Origin of the sequence: Acidovorax sp. Root217, assembly GCF_001428645.1 — a bacterium.
Taxonomy (GTDB): domain Bacteria; phylum Pseudomonadota; class Gammaproteobacteria; order Burkholderiales; family Burkholderiaceae_C; genus Acidovorax.
In genome coordinates, this window is sequence record NZ_LMIH01000012.1 from 331,073 (window position 1) to 345,581 (window position 14,509).

General features: G+C 61.6%; 13 protein-coding genes and 1 pseudogene. 3 read left to right on the top strand and 11 right to left on the bottom strand.

Annotated features, from left to right (window positions below; translation table 11 throughout):
• Positions 1-15: 15 nt before the first annotated feature.
• The 5 genes from ASE31_RS11635 to ASE31_RS11650 all read right to left on the bottom strand — a co-directional run bounded on the left by ASE31_RS11635 (position 16) and on the right by ASE31_RS11650 (position 2,712).
• Positions 16-567: a 2OG-Fe(II) oxygenase gene (locus ASE31_RS11635; protein WP_057201795.1), complete on the bottom strand. Its 552-nt coding sequence runs from the start codon at positions 565-567 to the stop codon at positions 16-18.
• Positions 564-935 (bottom strand): ankyrin repeat domain-containing protein, encoded by a 372-nt coding sequence (locus ASE31_RS11640; protein WP_057201796.1) that lies wholly within the window; start codon positions 933-935, stop codon positions 564-566. The genes ASE31_RS11635 and ASE31_RS11640 overlap by 4 nt, the downstream gene beginning before the upstream one ends.
• A gap of 211 nt (positions 936-1,146) precedes the next feature.
• Positions 1,147-1,686: a hypothetical protein gene (locus ASE31_RS11645; RefSeq protein WP_057201797.1), complete on the bottom strand. Its 540-nt coding sequence runs from the start codon at positions 1,684-1,686 to the stop codon at positions 1,147-1,149.
• A gap of 238 nt (positions 1,687-1,924) precedes the next feature.
• Positions 1,925-2,272, bottom strand: a complete 348-nt coding sequence (locus tag ASE31_RS31575; protein WP_157412452.1) for a hypothetical protein — start codon at positions 2,270-2,272, stop codon at positions 1,925-1,927.
• A 92-nt stretch (positions 2,273-2,364) separates the two neighbouring features.
• On the bottom strand, positions 2,365-2,712 hold the full coding sequence (locus ASE31_RS11650; protein ID WP_057201798.1) for a hypothetical protein: 348 nt from the start codon (positions 2,710-2,712) through the stop codon (positions 2,365-2,367).
• 978 nt (positions 2,713-3,690) lie between these two features.
• Here ASE31_RS11650 and ASE31_RS32555 point away from each other — a divergent pair.
• Positions 3,691-7,515: an RNA-directed DNA polymerase gene (locus ASE31_RS32555; RefSeq protein ID WP_235514418.1), complete on the top strand. Its 3,825-nt coding sequence runs from the start codon at positions 3,691-3,693 to the stop codon at positions 7,513-7,515.
• A gap of 430 nt (positions 7,516-7,945) precedes the next feature.
• Here ASE31_RS32555 and ASE31_RS11660 read toward each other — a convergent pair.
• Both ASE31_RS11660 and ASE31_RS11665 read right to left on the bottom strand, forming a co-directional pair.
• Positions 7,946-8,212: pseudogene (locus ASE31_RS11660) on the bottom strand (hypothetical protein); the annotation flags it as partial.
• Between the two features lie 56 nt (positions 8,213-8,268).
• Entirely contained in the window at positions 8,269-9,480 is a 1,212-nt protein-coding gene (locus ASE31_RS11665; protein ID WP_057201801.1) for an MFS transporter, read from the bottom strand.
• 122 nt (positions 9,481-9,602) lie between these two features.
• Here ASE31_RS11665 and ASE31_RS11670 point away from each other — a divergent pair, with 122 nt between their 5' ends.
• Positions 9,603-10,511: a LysR family transcriptional regulator gene (locus ASE31_RS11670; RefSeq protein WP_057201802.1), complete on the top strand. Its 909-nt coding sequence runs from the start codon at positions 9,603-9,605 to the stop codon at positions 10,509-10,511.
• 134 nt (positions 10,512-10,645) lie between these two features.
• On the opposite strand, the gene ASE31_RS11675 is transcribed toward ASE31_RS11670, so the two are convergent.
• From ASE31_RS11675 to ASE31_RS11690, 4 genes are read right to left on the bottom strand one after another with little or no spacing between them, the layout of a single operon-like run.
• A complete protein-coding gene (locus tag ASE31_RS11675; protein ID WP_057201803.1) occupies positions 10,646-11,833 on the bottom strand; it encodes a VWA domain-containing protein in 1,188 nt (395 codons plus the stop codon).
• Positions 11,834-11,878: 45 nt separating this feature from the next.
• Positions 11,879-12,493, bottom strand: a complete 615-nt coding sequence (locus ASE31_RS11680) for a GNAT family N-acetyltransferase (protein WP_057201804.1) — start codon at positions 12,491-12,493, stop codon at positions 11,879-11,881.
• A complete protein-coding gene (locus tag ASE31_RS11685; RefSeq protein WP_235514419.1) occupies positions 12,490-12,792 on the bottom strand; it encodes a hypothetical protein in 303 nt (100 codons plus the stop codon). Before ASE31_RS11685 ends, ASE31_RS11680 begins: the two co-directional genes overlap by 4 nt.
• Positions 12,793-12,802: 10 nt before the next feature.
• A complete protein-coding gene (locus ASE31_RS11690; protein ID WP_057201805.1) occupies positions 12,803-13,657 on the bottom strand; it encodes a MoxR family ATPase in 855 nt (284 codons plus the stop codon).
• Between the two features lie 109 nt (positions 13,658-13,766).
• Here ASE31_RS11690 and ASE31_RS11695 point away from each other — a divergent pair, with 109 nt between their 5' ends.
• Positions 13,767-14,435: a cytochrome c gene (locus ASE31_RS11695; protein ID WP_057201806.1), complete on the top strand. Its 669-nt coding sequence runs from the start codon at positions 13,767-13,769 to the stop codon at positions 14,433-14,435.
• The last annotated feature ends 74 nt before the right edge of the window (positions 14,436-14,509 follow it).

Below are 14,509 nucleotides of genomic sequence, written 5' to 3' on the forward strand. Positions count from 1 at the left end.
GAGATTCTCAGCCTCTCAGCCCTGTGGGTCCCGGTACATCACGTCCGTGCGCAGCACGTACTTCACCCCACCCGTCACCACCGAACCCTGGTGCCGCAGCCGGTGCGGAAACACCAGCGCCGTGCCCTGCGCGGGCTGCACGCGCTCCCAGCCAAAGTCGGTGCTGCCGCCCTCGAAATCGGCGTTCAGGTAGACCATGAAGGTGAGCAGGCTCTCCTGGTCCGGCCTCAGCCGCACAGTACCGTCCTGGTGCCAGGTGAACTTCTGTTCCTTTTCATACCGGTAGTAGCGAAACCGCTCGTTGAGCCCGCTGAGCAGCAGGCCTTTCAGCTCCGCCGGCAGCAGCGGGCGCGCCCGCTCGAACAGCTTGGCGGCCAGCTCACGCCGTTCGAAGATCACGCGGTCGTTGTTGCGCGCATCCTTGTACAGCAGCTCGCCATCGTCCGTGCGGATCGCCGCCTCTTCGTACCCCAGGCCCTCGCTGTCGGCGATGTACTGGGCGCACTCCTGGGGCGACAGGAAACCATCGATGGTGAAGACACCGGCGCCAAGTGGGTTGATTTTCATGGGAGTTTGTCTGGGTCGACCACAGGCCGTTGGACACCATTGCCACGGCCCTGATCAGGGAGCATGCCCCGGTCACATCTGGCAAACCGGTTTGCGCCGCGCTCGATGAGTATCGCCACATTGTCCGGTTTGCCTCCCATGTAGGCGTAGTGAAGCGGCGTCATCTCGAAATCACCAGCTTGGTTGATCTCCGCGCCATGGTCCAGTAGCCAGGCGATATCCTCCGGCTCGCCTTTCCAGGCCGCGACGTGGATAGGACACTCGCCGAGTGCATTTGTCTGGTTCACAGCGGTGAGGGGAATGTCCAGCCCTTCGGCGTCCACCGAGGACCACCAGTACCGCTGGAGCCTGTCAAAAACAGAGGGCACGTCTGTCTCCTGGGGTGTAGGCCTGCCGCCGCTCCTGGTCGGTCGTGGTTTCGAGCATTATCCAATCCGAATCTCTGTGGGCCGCGGCAGGCACCGGGGTAAACGAGAGATCGCAGCCTTCATGGCTGCAAGCGGGCTCGATATGGCGGGCATCGTACCCGCAGCCTTTGAAGAGAGCGAACAATGATTGGCTGGTTGATTGGTTGCTCGATCAAAGCACCACCCACAGCGTCACGGCCACCACCGCGCCCACCAGCAAGGCCGGCGCGGCCACCGACCAGTCCTGCGTGGACGGCACACTGGCCCCGAAGGCCGACGCCGCCAGCCAGGCGTGCAGCCAGTAGATGACCCCCGACCCGGCCCCCGGCATGAAGGTGGTGGCCCACCAAAAGCTCAGCGGCGCCAGCGCAACCGGTGCCAGCGCAATCGGCAGCGAGCGAAAATACCCCGCCTGGAACCGCACCGACCCCAGGCGCCAGCCCATGGCCGTGCGCACCGGCACCAGGTTGGGCATGGTGGGCCGAGCCCCCAGCAGCGCAGCAACGACCCAGTGCATGGCTTCATGCAATGCAGTGCCTGGCAGCACCGCCAGGCAATACGACCACATACCGATGTGCACGCACAGGCGCTGGAAGACGAGGATGCCTGCGAGCACGAGCCAGTCCCTGGAGCCCAGGGCCTGGGCGCGCGCGGTGGCCCATGCCAGGGGGTGGGTGAGGGTTTCGGTGATCCATGCGGTGCTGCTGTCCATGCGCGGTCAGTCCATCCTTCTAGCGTTGATTGAAGTGGGGTGAGGTGCGCTAACGGCCGGCACCCAGGGGCCATTGTCACGATGAAACCGGGGGCGCGTGTCAGAGGGGATGCCTTGTGGAGCGCGGGCATGTGCGCAGGCCACGATGCGCGCTTCAAGAGAATCCGCAGCTCTGCTTGGGGCTCCCGCCGGCAATCGAGCCCCAAGATCTATTGCATGCAGGTGTTTGCAGTCTCGATCAGCCTACCTGGAGACGATTCGGGTCACTCCAATGGCGTGTTTGAGAGCCGTTGTCTGGGCATGCTTTACCCCAGCTGGCAAGTTGCACCGGAACCTTGTGCCGAGCTTCCAGCTCCGTCTCGAACTGGATGATTTTGGCTGGCGGTGTGGTGGTGCAGAACAGTATCAAGACCCGTGTTGGACTCAGGCGTACGACCTCATCCACTGCAGGTGTCGCAAGCTTCCATTGAACGCCTCCGACTTCATAGCCGTCAGGGGTGACGACTACACCGACCAACTGAGCAATGCACGCAGAACTGGCAAGCGTCAACGCTGCGAGCAAAGTGATACTGCGGAGGAATTTCATACGACTCTCCAAACAACCAGCTGGCCATGTATTCGGTGGCATCCACCTCGTGCGCAGCGGCCCCCACCACCAGGGTTGGCTCTCGCTGTCGATCAGGAACTAGGGCGCTCCCTCCCCCCGTTGACGATGTGGGTCATCCCGCGAAAAATGACCTGCGGCGCAGGCCGGTCTGCCTGAGTGCCATCGTCCAGCTCGCCCCGCAGATTGGGCCCCCAACTCCACACATTGCCTTGCGCATCCAGCACCAGCGCCGTTGTGCGGCTAGTGCGCACCATGGTCGCCTTGGCCGGCAACGCAATCTCGCGCGCCGTTGCGCTAATCATCGTGCGCCCCTGGCCCAGCTGCGCCTGCCGATTGTCACCCCAGGCCAGCATACCGCCATCGGCCCGCAGGGCCAGGCCATGGCTGGCGCCGGTGGCGAGGGTTTGGGCGTGGGGCATGCGGTGAGGGCAGGGTGGCTGCGCAGCGGAGGAGGGTGGTGGCTGGCAGGTGCAGCCGTCACGCGCTGGCCCCGACCCGGGTGGGGCGGCGGCGGGGTGGTGAAGGACGTCACGTGGGGCAGGCTTTGCGTAGTGGATCGCCTCCGGGTCCTTGGCTGTATCGCTGTTCAGGGCTGGTGGTCAGGTGTAATGAGACTTGGGTGCGAGAGCTGGCATCGGTTGGTCAATGTCACGATGAAAGCAGGGTACCTGCAAGATGGCATACCCCGTGGAGCGCTGGATTGCACGAGGGCTCTTGTCCCAATGCTGCCCTGCAGGGATTCAAGCGAACCGACCGTTTTCAGCGGATGCAGCTGTTCAGCGCTGCGCACTGGAATGCTGCATTTATGGCAAAGCACACGTCTAAATTTTTTCTTTCTAGTGCGGGCTTAATATTGATTGGCCTGGCGCGCTCAATAGTTGCCAGCGCCGTCGCCCCTATCCGGGTAGTGCCCTATAGACTTTGCAGTCTTGCTTGACCACGCCTGTTCATAGTAGACACATCACGCACTCTTCGGCCGCATCTTTTATTCACAGCGATCTTCGGCTACCGGCGCGACAGTGCCTTTGGCCTTATAGTCATCAGATTACAAGAAGATACAGTTGGCGAAATGATGGCGCGGGAGGAGACCGACTCAGCGGTATCAGCTGCTACTGCACTGCCACCGAATAGAAATTTTTCCTCACATGGACTAGAACGGGTTGTGGTATGGCTAAAACTGCTGGTGATCAGTAGTTTGTCTATCCCTAGCACTTGTATGGCAACAACGAGAAGCAGACTGCGACATGAGCATAATAAAAGCCGAATTTCAAGCCCTACCTCCTAAAGGGAATCGACTAACTAGCGTAGTGGTCCTTTCTCAAGCTTGGAAGAAATCGCAAGCATTCATTCGCCGACACAACTGGTACGCGGATGTCTTGGAGTTGGATTCTTCCGCGGTGAATCTTGAAATTCACCTAAAGGAATGGGCACGTCATCTGGGGAAGCGAACCTTTAAGACAGATGAGCTTAGGCTGGTGCCTGCACCCAAGAATGCTCGGTGGGACTTTCAAGTTGCATCTCTCGAGGATATTCTTGATGAAACGGACAACCAGCCATACTTCAATGAGTGGCGGCCCAGGGCAGCTATCGAGAATGTTAATGTCATTGGAATGAGTGCCGGCGCGGCCGGCGAACTCAAGCTGCGGCCACTTGCACATATTTCGATTCGCGACCAAACTCTCGCTACTGCGGTGATGGCTTGCTTGGCCGAGGCGGTGGAGTCCGCTCAGGGCAACCCGAGCGGCATCGAGGAGGACGGCCGCTTGAGCAGAAGTGTGGTGAGCTACGGAAATAGGCTGCAGTGCTCTTGGACAGAGTCATCAGCAGGCGGCGATGAGGCTGTATTCTCGTGGGGTAACGGAAAGACCTATCGGCAGTACTTCCAAGACTATCGGACTTTCCTTGCACGGCCGCGCCAAATATGTGCGGAACTAGCGCCGCGCATGAGCTCGCGTCGAGAGCTTTTCGTGGTCTCTCTAGATATCAAGTCGTTCTTCGATAGCATTGACCGAAATGCGCTCATCGGTGAACTGAAGCTTCTCGAGAAGGAGCATGTCGATCGGAGGGGCCTACCCGAGGAACTCGCTTCCGACACGGAATTCTGGAATGCAGCGAAAAAAATTCTCAATTGGCGCTGGCAGCAAAGCGAGCATGAACATGCAGACCTCATAGGGGGGGCGGACAGCAAAGACGTGCCCTTAGGCCTCCCGCAAGGACTAGTCGCTGCTGGGTTCCTTGCGAATGCCTACCTAGTGCGTTTCGACCGAAATATGCAGGAGAAGGTATTGGCAGCAGGGACACTGGACTTGCCTCAAGACGACATGAAACTTGAGATTCGCATTCGCGACTACTGCCGTTATGTGGATGACATGAGGCTCGTTGTTGAGGCACCCAGTGGTCTTACAGTGGAGTGCTTGGACAACATCAAAAAACTGGTTGAAAGAGCAGTTGGTATTTGGCTCGGAAAACACTGTGATGAACTAGGCGCGAAGAATGCGCTTCAACTCTCTCCTCACAAGTCGGACGCGAAGCCCTATCGGGCTATGTCAGCTCAAAGCCATGTATCAGCCCTGATGGAACTGCTCAAAGGAGAGGTCAGCGGTACGTTCGATTTGGAGTCGTTGACACAGGCCGCCGGCGGCCTTGATGGACTGCTCTGGATGTCAGACCAAATCGAAGAAGAAGAGGAGCGGCCTCGCACGCGCATGGGACTCGCGACTATTGCGGTGCCAAATACCGATGTCCGCGATGACACGGTGAAGCGTTTTGTTGCCACTAGACTGACCCAAGTACTTCGACATCGTCTCGCCATGACTGACCGAGAAGGCCTGGTGAAAGGAGGAGGTTCGCTCGCGGACAAAGTCACTGGGGGGCAGCTTATTTCACATGAGTTTGAATCCTCCGCTAGAAAGCTCATCAATTGCTGGGCTAGAAATCCTGCCTTGGCGCTGCTGCTCCGATGTGGACTGGACCTGTTCCCGCATCCCCGTCTTTTGTTCCCGGTTCTTGAAGCACTGGAAGTGAAGCTCTTCTACAACAAGCCCAGTCCAAGCCTCGACCAGCGCCGCGAGATGAAGGCGGCAGAGTACATCGCCGCAGACCTCTTCCGCGCCGGAGCTATCGAGACGGGATTCAGGCGGCCTGAGGAGTATCCAGATGGCATCGACGTCGTTGGATATCGCGAGGACCTAGCCACCTTTGCTAGGCGTCTTATCAAAGAGCACTCTCGGTTCCCTTGGTATTTGCATCAGCAGGCTATGTTGTTCCTCGCATCTATGGGGGACTACGCTTCCTTCAGTGACTTGGCCAACGTCGACAGTCAATTGGCGTCTTATCTGACTTTGCAACGTGTGGCTCAGTTCCAGGCTGTGCCGCCGCAGGAGGTCCAGGGGGCTCTTCCATTCGCGCTCGTTGCGCAGCAACTGCACCCCAACATCAAGCGCTTTGGGGCCTGGTTCACTGAGTCCCTCCGGCAAGCGGAGCCTGACGTGATCGCTAGTGCGGTCGAAATGGTTTCATTGAATCGGCCAGACGTCGTCCTCAGCGCTATGAAGTCGCGCGGGGCAGCTTCGATCTGGAAGAGGCACATCCCTCGCTCGCTCTTGGAAGCTAGTCGCGTAGCAGGAGCGGCATCAAGTGTCGACGATAGTATCCAGGCGCCCGTTCCTCTAGCCATAGTTATGGCGCAGCCAAACAACCCTTTTTCGCAGGAGAACGGCGTGCTCATGCTCGCGGCTGCCCTGCTGAAGACTCAGGGCATTGAGGGGCTTCTAAAGAATGGACTCGGCGTGGCCGACATCGCTATTTGCTGCCAGCAGTGGTCGGCACTTCATTCCGTTCCGTTGGATTCAGATTACATGTCGGTTGCGTGCACGGCTCCCGCCGATCCTGTCGATGCGTTGTGCGAGACGCCTGAATGGGTTGATGTCGAAAAAGCATGGATGTACGGCCTCGGGAGAATCTTGAGGTCGGCGCTCACGGGCGAGATTGACTTCACCTCGCGTCAGTATCTAGTTACAGAGGACTTTGGACGTTACTCCGGCTTGAGGAGTACTTGGTACTTGCGACGCTTCGGACTTATGAACTCTGGAAGAGGTTTGCTTGATGAGCCGGCGCCCGTCTCCCCTTGGCTCTCAGGCCTATTGTCCAGCCTGCTTCAGTGGCCCGGCGTGGACTTTCGAGCGGATGGGCGCGATGAGATTTCTTCCGCTCGAACTCGCACTGACCTCCTTGCGTATGTTGATAGGCGGATGCGCGTTCAGGCGGCTTTGTTTGGACCACGGAGCCGAACGCCAATGTATGTCGTGCCAGTCGACGACCATCGGCCTCTGGTAGACCGGCCACTCCGCATCGCAATTGTTCAGCCTATGCGGCCGCGACTTGATGAGTTTGATGGTAAAGACCCCAAGCACTGGACGCCGAAAGCTCTTGCAGAGCATCAGAGGCATCTCTCAGAGGTGTGTCGGCTCACGCATCAGAAGCTAAAAACATGGGCCAGTGCTACTCAAGACCTCGGTGCCGATGGTTCCCATGAACCTATCGTGGACCTGCTGCTTTTCCCTGAGCTAGCTATACATCCGGAGCATACGTTCCTCCTCAGACGTCTGTCGGATGACCTGAAGGCAAACATCTTCGCGGGCCTGACTTTTTTTGATTCCCCTCGCGCTGGAGGTACTATCAATCAGGGCCTGTGGCTAATTCGCGAGGAGTCCGAGACACACGGGCGCACGTTCCAGTACGTGTGGCAGGGCAAGAAGCATCCGATGAAGCTTGAAGCCAAGATGGGCATCAAGGGTTACCGTCCCCACGTGACTCTGGTTGAACTACCTATCGGTGCAAAAACGCGTACTCGAGTTGCGGCAGCCATCTGCTTCGATGCTACGGACCTTGACCTCGTGGCCGATCTGCGCGACAGGTCTGACATATTCCTGGTGGCGGCCCTGAACCAAGACGTCCAGACATTCGACAACATGGTGGCGGCCTTGCACTTTCACATGTATCAGCCCGTCATTCTGGCGAACTCGGGAGAGTTCGGTGGGTCAACGGCGCAAGTTCCGTTGCCAAAGCACGACCGCCTCATCGCTCACGTTCACGGGAATCGGCAGGTTGCGGTAAGTGTGTTCGAGGTCGACCCCTCCCTTTTTAAGTCGACTGCTATGCCTAAGACGCAAAAGGAGACGAAGTCGCCTCCAGCTGGCTATCGCGGTCGACCTGTCTCGTGACGGCGACTGCGTCGTCTGTTCAGTACCAACGTATTGGAGATCTCACCAAATACTTTTTGAACTGTAGAGAATCTGCTTGGCAGCGACAGCGACAGCGACAGCGACAGCGACAGCGATGCGGATCGTCGCGCCAAAAAATGACAGGAATGCGGGCAGCAGACACCTATGTGATGCACTGATCCATGGAATTCAGCATAAAGCGGGCGTCAAACAACACTCCTCGAGTACCGCTTCTGGCCGACGATGTGTGGAAACTTGCTTTGTGCCCTGGACTTGCCGGCCTGGTCATAAATTGACCTGTCAAATTAGTCTACAACGCCGATCTCGATGCAGGCGTCAGGCGCGAATGTCCCAAAGTGGCTGGACGTTGATCGAATCGCCGATGGAGAGTTGTCCTCTTTTGGGGCGACAGAAGAAGCGCCTGCCCCCCTCACTTCGACAACAACCGCATCGTCTCTTCCAACCCCTTGAGCGACAGCGGAAACATCCGATTCCCGATCAGCTGCTGCACGATGCTGATGCTCTGCCGGTACTGCCACACGCCCTGGGGCTCGGGGTTGATCCAGGCGAACTTGGGGAAGGCGTGGGTCAGGCGCTGGATCCACTCGGCGCCGGGTTCTTCGTTGTTGTACTCCACGCTGCCGCCGGGCTGCAGAATCTCACAGGGGCTCATGGTGGTGCCGCCCACCTCCATCAGCAATCGCCCAAAACAGCCACCTGAGCCAAAGGGTAAAAGGGCAAAAGGCAGGGTGCTTATCGCGTTGCCGATCGCCCCAGCCGCCCCACCAACCCCGCACCCACCGCCGCGAACAGCGCCACCACCGCCCCCGCCACCCCCACACTCCCAACCCCCCATAGCGGAATGCTCGCCCCGCCCAAGATAGCCCCCAGCGCAATGCCCCCATTGGCCGCCGACACGTTGATCGTCCCCGCCAGGGCCTGGGCCTTGGGGGCAGACTTCATTACGCGGATCTGGCACACGGGGTAGAGCGCGGTGTTGGCCACGCCCCATACGGCCAGTGCCAGGACCAGCGCGGGGCGCGACGTGGCCAGCGCAACGGTGGCGGCCATGCCGATGGCCAGCAGGGCGCTGAAGCCGGCCGTGGTGGCCAGGGGTTTGCGGTCGACCCACAGGCCGCCGAGCCAGTTGCCGGCCAGGCCCACGGCGCCAAAGCCCATCAGCCACCAGCCGACCTGGGCGGAGGGTACGTGGGCGATTTTCTCCAACACCTCGGCCAGGTAGGTGTAGCCGGTGAACATGGCGGTGAACACGGCGACGGACAGCAACACGTTGCCGATGAAGAACGGGTCTTTCAAAATCAACGCCTGCTCGCCCAGCCGCACGCGCTTGCCTGGCGCCATGGTGGGCATCAACATCTGCAGCAGCACGGCCACCAGCAGGCACAGCGCGGCCAGCGCCCAGAAGGCGCCGCGCCAACCCAGGGTGGCCCCGGCCACGGTGCCCAGGGGTATGCCGAACAGCATGGCGCCTGATATGCCCAGGTACACGGTAGAGACGGCGCGGCCGGCGCGCGCGGGCCCGGCCAGTTGCGCTGCGGTTTCGCTGGCGGTGCCCCAGAACACGGGCAGGGCCAGGGCCGGCACGATGCGGGCGATGGCCAGCGTCCACAGGTTGGGGGCCAGCGCGGCAACGGCGTTGGATGCGGCAAACAGCAGCAGCACGCCCAGGAAGAGGCGCTTGCGCTCCCAATGCGCGAGCCAGGCGGTGAGCACGGGGCCGAACAGCATCACCACCATGGCAAACAGCGTAACCAGCTGGCCTGCGGCAGACACCGAAACGTTCAGATCCGCAGCCAGCGCGGGCAGCAGGCCCACCATGAGGAACTCGGTGGTGACGATGACAAAGGCCGCGATGGCCAGGATGATGGTGGAGGCGGTGCCGGTGCCGGTGCCGGTGCCGGCGGGGCTGGCGCTAACGGCTGCGGGGGGTGAAAGAGAAGACATGGGGGCATTGATAGAAACGAATCCGGTCAGTCTATTGAAGAATTAGGATCCTATTGGCGATGGTTTTTCCGGCGGTTATAGAATGAATTTCCTGAATCGTGGGGTTGAAGGGAGGGTGACCAATGCAATCGGTAGAGCGGCTCAAGGGCATCGATGTGTTCGTGGCCACGGCGGCGGCGGGCAGCTTTACGGCGGCGGCCGAGCGGCTGAGCCTGACGAGTTCGGCCGTGGGCAAATCCATTGCGCGGCTGGAGGCGCGGCTGGGCACGCGCCTGTTCGAGCGCACCACCCGGCGCCTGCGGCTGACGGACGCGGGGGCGGCCTTCCACCGCATCTGCGTGCGGGTGCTTGAAGAGCTGGAGTCGGCCGAGCGCGTGCTGGCGGCCGATGCGGCCGAGCCATCGGGCCGTTTGCGGGTGGACCTGCCCGCCACCTTTGGCCGGCTCAAGGTGATGCCGCTGCTGCTGCAGTTCGTCAGCCAGCATGCGGCGGTGCAGCCCTATGTGTCGTTCACCGACCGTTTCGTCGACGTGGTGGACGACGGCATCGACGTGGCCGTGCGCATCGGCGGTGCAGACACTTGGCCCGCCAACCTGGGCCACCGGTTTCTGGGCACCGAGCGGCTGGTGTTCTGCGCATCGCCGGCGTACCTGGGCCTGCGCGGCGTGCCTGAGTCGCTGGACGACCTGGCCAGCCACGACGCAGTGGCCTATGGCCGGGCAGACGGCAGCGTGAGCCCGTGGCGCGTTGGCGGCACCAACGCACCTGCAGAGCGCCGCATGGTGGAAAGCCGCCTGGTAGTGGGCGATGGCGAATCGCAGCTCGACGCCGTGGTTGCCGGCCTGGGTATTGCGCCGCTGGCCACCTGGCTGGCGGATGGGCACCTGGCGGCCGGGCGCCTGGTGCCGATACTGCCGCAGCTGGATGCAGACGGGTTGCCGTTGCACATCGTGTGGCCGCTCAGCAAGCAACTGCTGCCCAAGGTGGATCGGCTGGTGGACCACCTGGCAAGGCACCTGCAGATTCGATAGGTGCGGAGCGTCCGGGGCCTGTCATCGCTTGCGCCTGGCGGGCGGGGGAGGAGCAGAGTTGGCGCAAAGAGCGCCAGCAGCAACGGGTCAGCTGATCGCATCAGCCGCGGGCGCCGTGCGGCCCTCCCAATCCCTCATTTCGACAACAACCGCATAGTCTCTTCCAAGCCCTTCAGCGACAACGGGAACATCCGATTCCCGATCAGCTGCTGCACGATGCTGATGCTCTGGCGGTACTGCCACACGCCCTGGGGCTCGGGGTTGATCCAGGCGAACTTGGGGAAGGCGTGCGTGAGGCGTTGGATCCACTCGGCGCCGGGTTCTTCGTTGTTGTATTCCACGCTGCCGCCGGGCTGCAAAATCTCGTAAGGGCTCATGGTGGCGTCGCCCACGAAGATGAGTTTGTAGTCCTTGTTGTACTTGCGGATGATGTCCCAGGTGGGGAACTTCTCGGCAAAGCGGCGGCGGTTGTTCTTCCACATGAAGTCGTACACGCAGTTGTGGAAGTAATAAAACTCCAGGTGCTTGAACTCGGTCTTCACGGCGCTGAACAGTTCTTCCACGCGCTGGATGTGTTCGTCCATGGTGCCGCCCACGTCCATCAGCAGCAGCACCTTCACGTTGTTGTGGCGCTCGGGCACCATCTTGATGTCGAGGTAGCCGGCGTTGGCCGCAGTGCTGCGGATGGTGTCGGGCAGGTCCAGTTCCAGGTCGTTGCCTTCGCGCGCAAACTTGCGCAGGCGGCGCAGGGCGACCTTGATGTTGCGCGTGCCCAGTTCCTGCTGGTCGTCGTAGTCCTTGTAGGCGCGCTGCTCCCACACTTTCACAGCGCTCTTGTTCTTGCCGGCGCCGCCAATGCGCACGCCCTGGGGGTTGTAGCCGCCGTGTCCAAAGGGGCTGGTGCCGCCGGTGCCGATCCACTTGTTGCCGCCTTCGTGGCGCTCTTTCTGCTCTTCGAGGCGCTTTTTCAGCGTCTCCATCAGCTCGTCCCAGCCCATCTTTTCGATGGCGGCCTTTTGCTCTGGGGTCAGCTCGTTTTCCAGGATCTTGCGCAGCCAGTCGGCGGGCACTTCCTTGGTGAAGTCGGCCAGCATTTCCACGCCCTTGAAGTAGGCGCCGAAGGCACGGTCGAACTTGTCGTAGTGCTTCTCGTCCTTGACCAGCGTCAGGCGCGAGAGGTTGTAAAAATCGTCCAGGCTCCAAGAGTCGTCGGAGCGGGGGCCCACCACGCCGGCGTCCAGCGCTTCGAGCAGGGTGAGGTATTCCTTGACCGACACGGGCAGCTTGGCCGCGCGCAGGGTGTAGAAAAAGTCGATGAGCATGGTGGGGTGCCTCCTCGGTCAGGCAGGGGTCTTCGTCAGGCGGTGTCAGGCCGCGGTTTCGCGGCGTGCGCGCAGGTAGATGAGCTGGGCGCGGGCCTCGGGCCACTCGCCGGCGCGCATGCTGTACATCACCGTGTCGCGGATGGTGCCGTCGCGGCGCAGCGCGTGGCCGCGCAGCACGCCGTCCTTGTGCGCACCCAGGCGCTCTATGGCGCGCTGCGATGCGAAGTTGTAGTTGTCGGTGCGCCAGCCCACCACGTTGCAGCCCAGGGTGTCGAAGGCGTGGCCCAGCATCAACAGCTTGCAGGTGGTGTTGACGTGGCTGCGCTGCACGCTCTGGCGGTACCAGGTGTAGCCGATCTCCACGCGCTTCACGGCCGGCAAAATGTCGTGGTAGCTGGTGCTGCCCAGCACGGTGCCGCTGGCCTCGTCGACCACGGCAAACGCGAAGCGGTCGCGCGTGGCCAGGGCGGTTTCGATGTAGGCGCGCGTGTCCTGCGGCTCGGGCACCGAGGTCACGCGCAGCGTCCACAGCTGGCCGTCGGCCGCGGCGGCTTGCAGGCCGGCTTCATGGTGCAGGGCCAGGGGCTCCAGGCGCAGGCCCTGGTCGCGCAGGGTGACGGGTGGCACGAATGCGGCGGGCGGGGTGGGGGCGCTCATTTCTTGTTCTTCTTCGTGCTTTTGGCGGGCGCCTGAGGTTGCGGTGCCTGTGCGGTCACTGCTTCCTGCAGTCTTTGGCGCCGCTGCTGCTGCCAGCGCCGTGCGGCATGCAGGCCCAGGCCGCCGCCCAGTCCCACCAGGCCGATGCCGGCCAGCGTGCCCATGCCGTAGCCCGGCGCAAAGATGTCGAAGCCCGCGAGCTGGCCCAGCCAGAAGCCGGCCAGCGCGCCGCCCAGGAAGCCGATGGCGTCGGCAACGCCGTCGAGCAGTGAAGGGGTGGGCGGGGTGGGCTGCGTCATGGCGGTCCGATCAACGGTTGCGTTGATTCATGAAGACCAGCTTCTCGAACAGACTCACGTCCTGCTCGTTCTTGAGCAGCGCGCCCACCAGCGGGGGCACGGCCACCTTGTTGTCGGCGCTTTGCAGGGCGCTCAGCGGGATGTCTTCGGCCACCAGCAGCTTGAGCCAGTCGAGCAGTTCACTGGTGGAGGGCTTCTTTTTCAGGCCGGGCAGGTTGCGCACGTCGTAGAAGGTCTTCATCGCCACGCTGAGCAGGTCGGCCTTGAGCGTGGGGAAGTGCACCGCCACGATCTGGCGCATGGTGTCCGCTTCAGGGAACTTGATGAAGTGAAAGAAGCAGCGGCGCAAAAAGGCGTCGGGCAGCTCTTTTTCGTTGTTGGAGGTGATGAACACCAGCGGGCGGTGCTTGGCCTTGATGAGCTCGCGCGTCTCGTAGCAGTAGAACTCCATGCGGTCGATTTCGCGCAGCAGGTCGTTCGGGAATTCGATGTCGGCCTTGTCGATCTCGTCGATCAAGAGCGCCACGGGCCGGTCGGCCGTGAAGGCCTGCCACAGCACGCCCTGGATGATGTAGTTGCGGATGTCCTTCACGCGCTGGCTGCTGTCGCCATCGTTGAGCTGGCTGTCGCGCAGGCGGCTCACCGCGTCGTACTCGTACAGGCCCTGCTGCGCCTTGGTGGTGGACTTGATGTGCCATTGCAGCAGCGGCATGCCAAGCGCCTGGGCCACTTCCTCGGCCAGCATGGTCTTGCCGGTGCCCGGCTCGCCCTTGATGAGCAGCGGGCGTTGCAGGGTGATGGCGGCGTTCACGGCCAGCATCAGGTCTTGGGTCGCAACGTAGTTCTGGGAACCTTGGAATTTCATGGCAGGGAAAACACCGGATCGTTGATGAATGGGCTTGACAGGCGCTGGCTATAATTGCCCGGTTAAGCAGAGCCCTCAGGCTGAACTTCCACGAGATTGTGCGCGCAAAATGAACAAGACGTTGACCACGATATTTGCCCTGGCTGTCGCTTCCGTGACCGCCTTCTCCCACGCTCAGGAAGTCAAGGGCGATGTGAAAGCGGGAGAAAAGAAGATCGCCATGTGCATCGGCTGCCATGGCATTGTGGGCTACCAGGCCAGCTTTCCTGAAATCCACAAGGTGCCCATGATCTCGGGCCAGAGCGGTGCCTACATCTCCTCGGCGCTCGACGCCTACCGCAAGGGCGACCGCAAGCACCCCACCATGCGCGGCATTGCCGACTCGCTGACCGACCAGGACATCGCCGACGTCTCCGCCTACTACGCACAGCACGGCAAGACCGCCGGCGCGGCCGAGCTGCCAGCCAAGCCCAAGCGCGAACCCAGCGTGCAGGTGGCCGAGCTGCTCAAGAAGGGCGCCTGCGTGTCCTGCCACGGCGACAACTTCGCCAAGCCCATCGACCCCTCGTACCCGCACATCGCCGGCCAGCACGCCGACTACCTGTTCGTGGCGCTCAAGTCGTACAAGGCTGAGAAGAACCCCAACCTGGGCCGCAGCAACGCCATCATGGCCGGCGTGGCCAAGCAGTTCACCAACGCCGAATTGAAGGCCCTGGCCAACTACGTGGGCAGCCTGGAAGGGGACATGCACACGGTGCCCCAGTCGCGCTTCCGCTGAGAGCGGCTAAAAAAACTCTTCTGGCGTCGTTGCTGCGTCTTGTCGTACTACTCGTACTGCCTGCGACGCAGCGC

Bases quoted from the DNA above. Each gene is read 5' to 3' on its own strand.
- ASE31_RS11635 (WP_057201795.1), bottom strand. From the start codon at position 567: ATGAAAATCAACCCACTTGGCGCCGGTGTCTTCACCATCGATGGTTTC.
- ASE31_RS11645 (WP_057201797.1), bottom strand. From the start codon at position 1,686: ATGGACAGCAGCACCGCATGGATCACCGAAACCCTCACCCACCCCCTG.
- ASE31_RS31575 (WP_157412452.1), bottom strand. From the start codon at position 2,272: ATGAAATTCCTCCGCAGTATCACTTTGCTCGCAGCGTTGACGCTTGCC.
- ASE31_RS11650 (WP_057201798.1), bottom strand. From the start codon at position 2,712: ATGCCCCACGCCCAAACCCTCGCCACCGGCGCCAGCCATGGCCTGGCC.
- ASE31_RS11665 (WP_057201801.1), bottom strand. From the start codon at position 9,480: ATGTCTTCTCTTTCACCCCCCGCAGCCGTTAGCGCCAGCCCCGCCGGC.
- ASE31_RS11670 (WP_057201802.1), top strand. From the start codon at position 9,603: ATGCAATCGGTAGAGCGGCTCAAGGGCATCGATGTGTTCGTGGCCACG.
- ASE31_RS11675 (WP_057201803.1), bottom strand. From the start codon at position 11,833: ATGCTCATCGACTTTTTCTACACCCTGCGCGCGGCCAAGCTGCCCGTG.
- ASE31_RS11680 (WP_057201804.1), bottom strand. From the start codon at position 12,493: ATGAGCGCCCCCACCCCGCCCGCCGCATTCGTGCCACCCGTCACCCTG.
- ASE31_RS11685 (WP_235514419.1), bottom strand. From the start codon at position 12,792: ATGACGCAGCCCACCCCGCCCACCCCTTCACTGCTCGACGGCGTTGCC.
- ASE31_RS11690 (WP_057201805.1), bottom strand. From the start codon at position 13,657: ATGAAATTCCAAGGTTCCCAGAACTACGTTGCGACCCAAGACCTGATG.
- ASE31_RS11695 (WP_057201806.1), top strand. From the start codon at position 13,767: ATGAACAAGACGTTGACCACGATATTTGCCCTGGCTGTCGCTTCCGTG.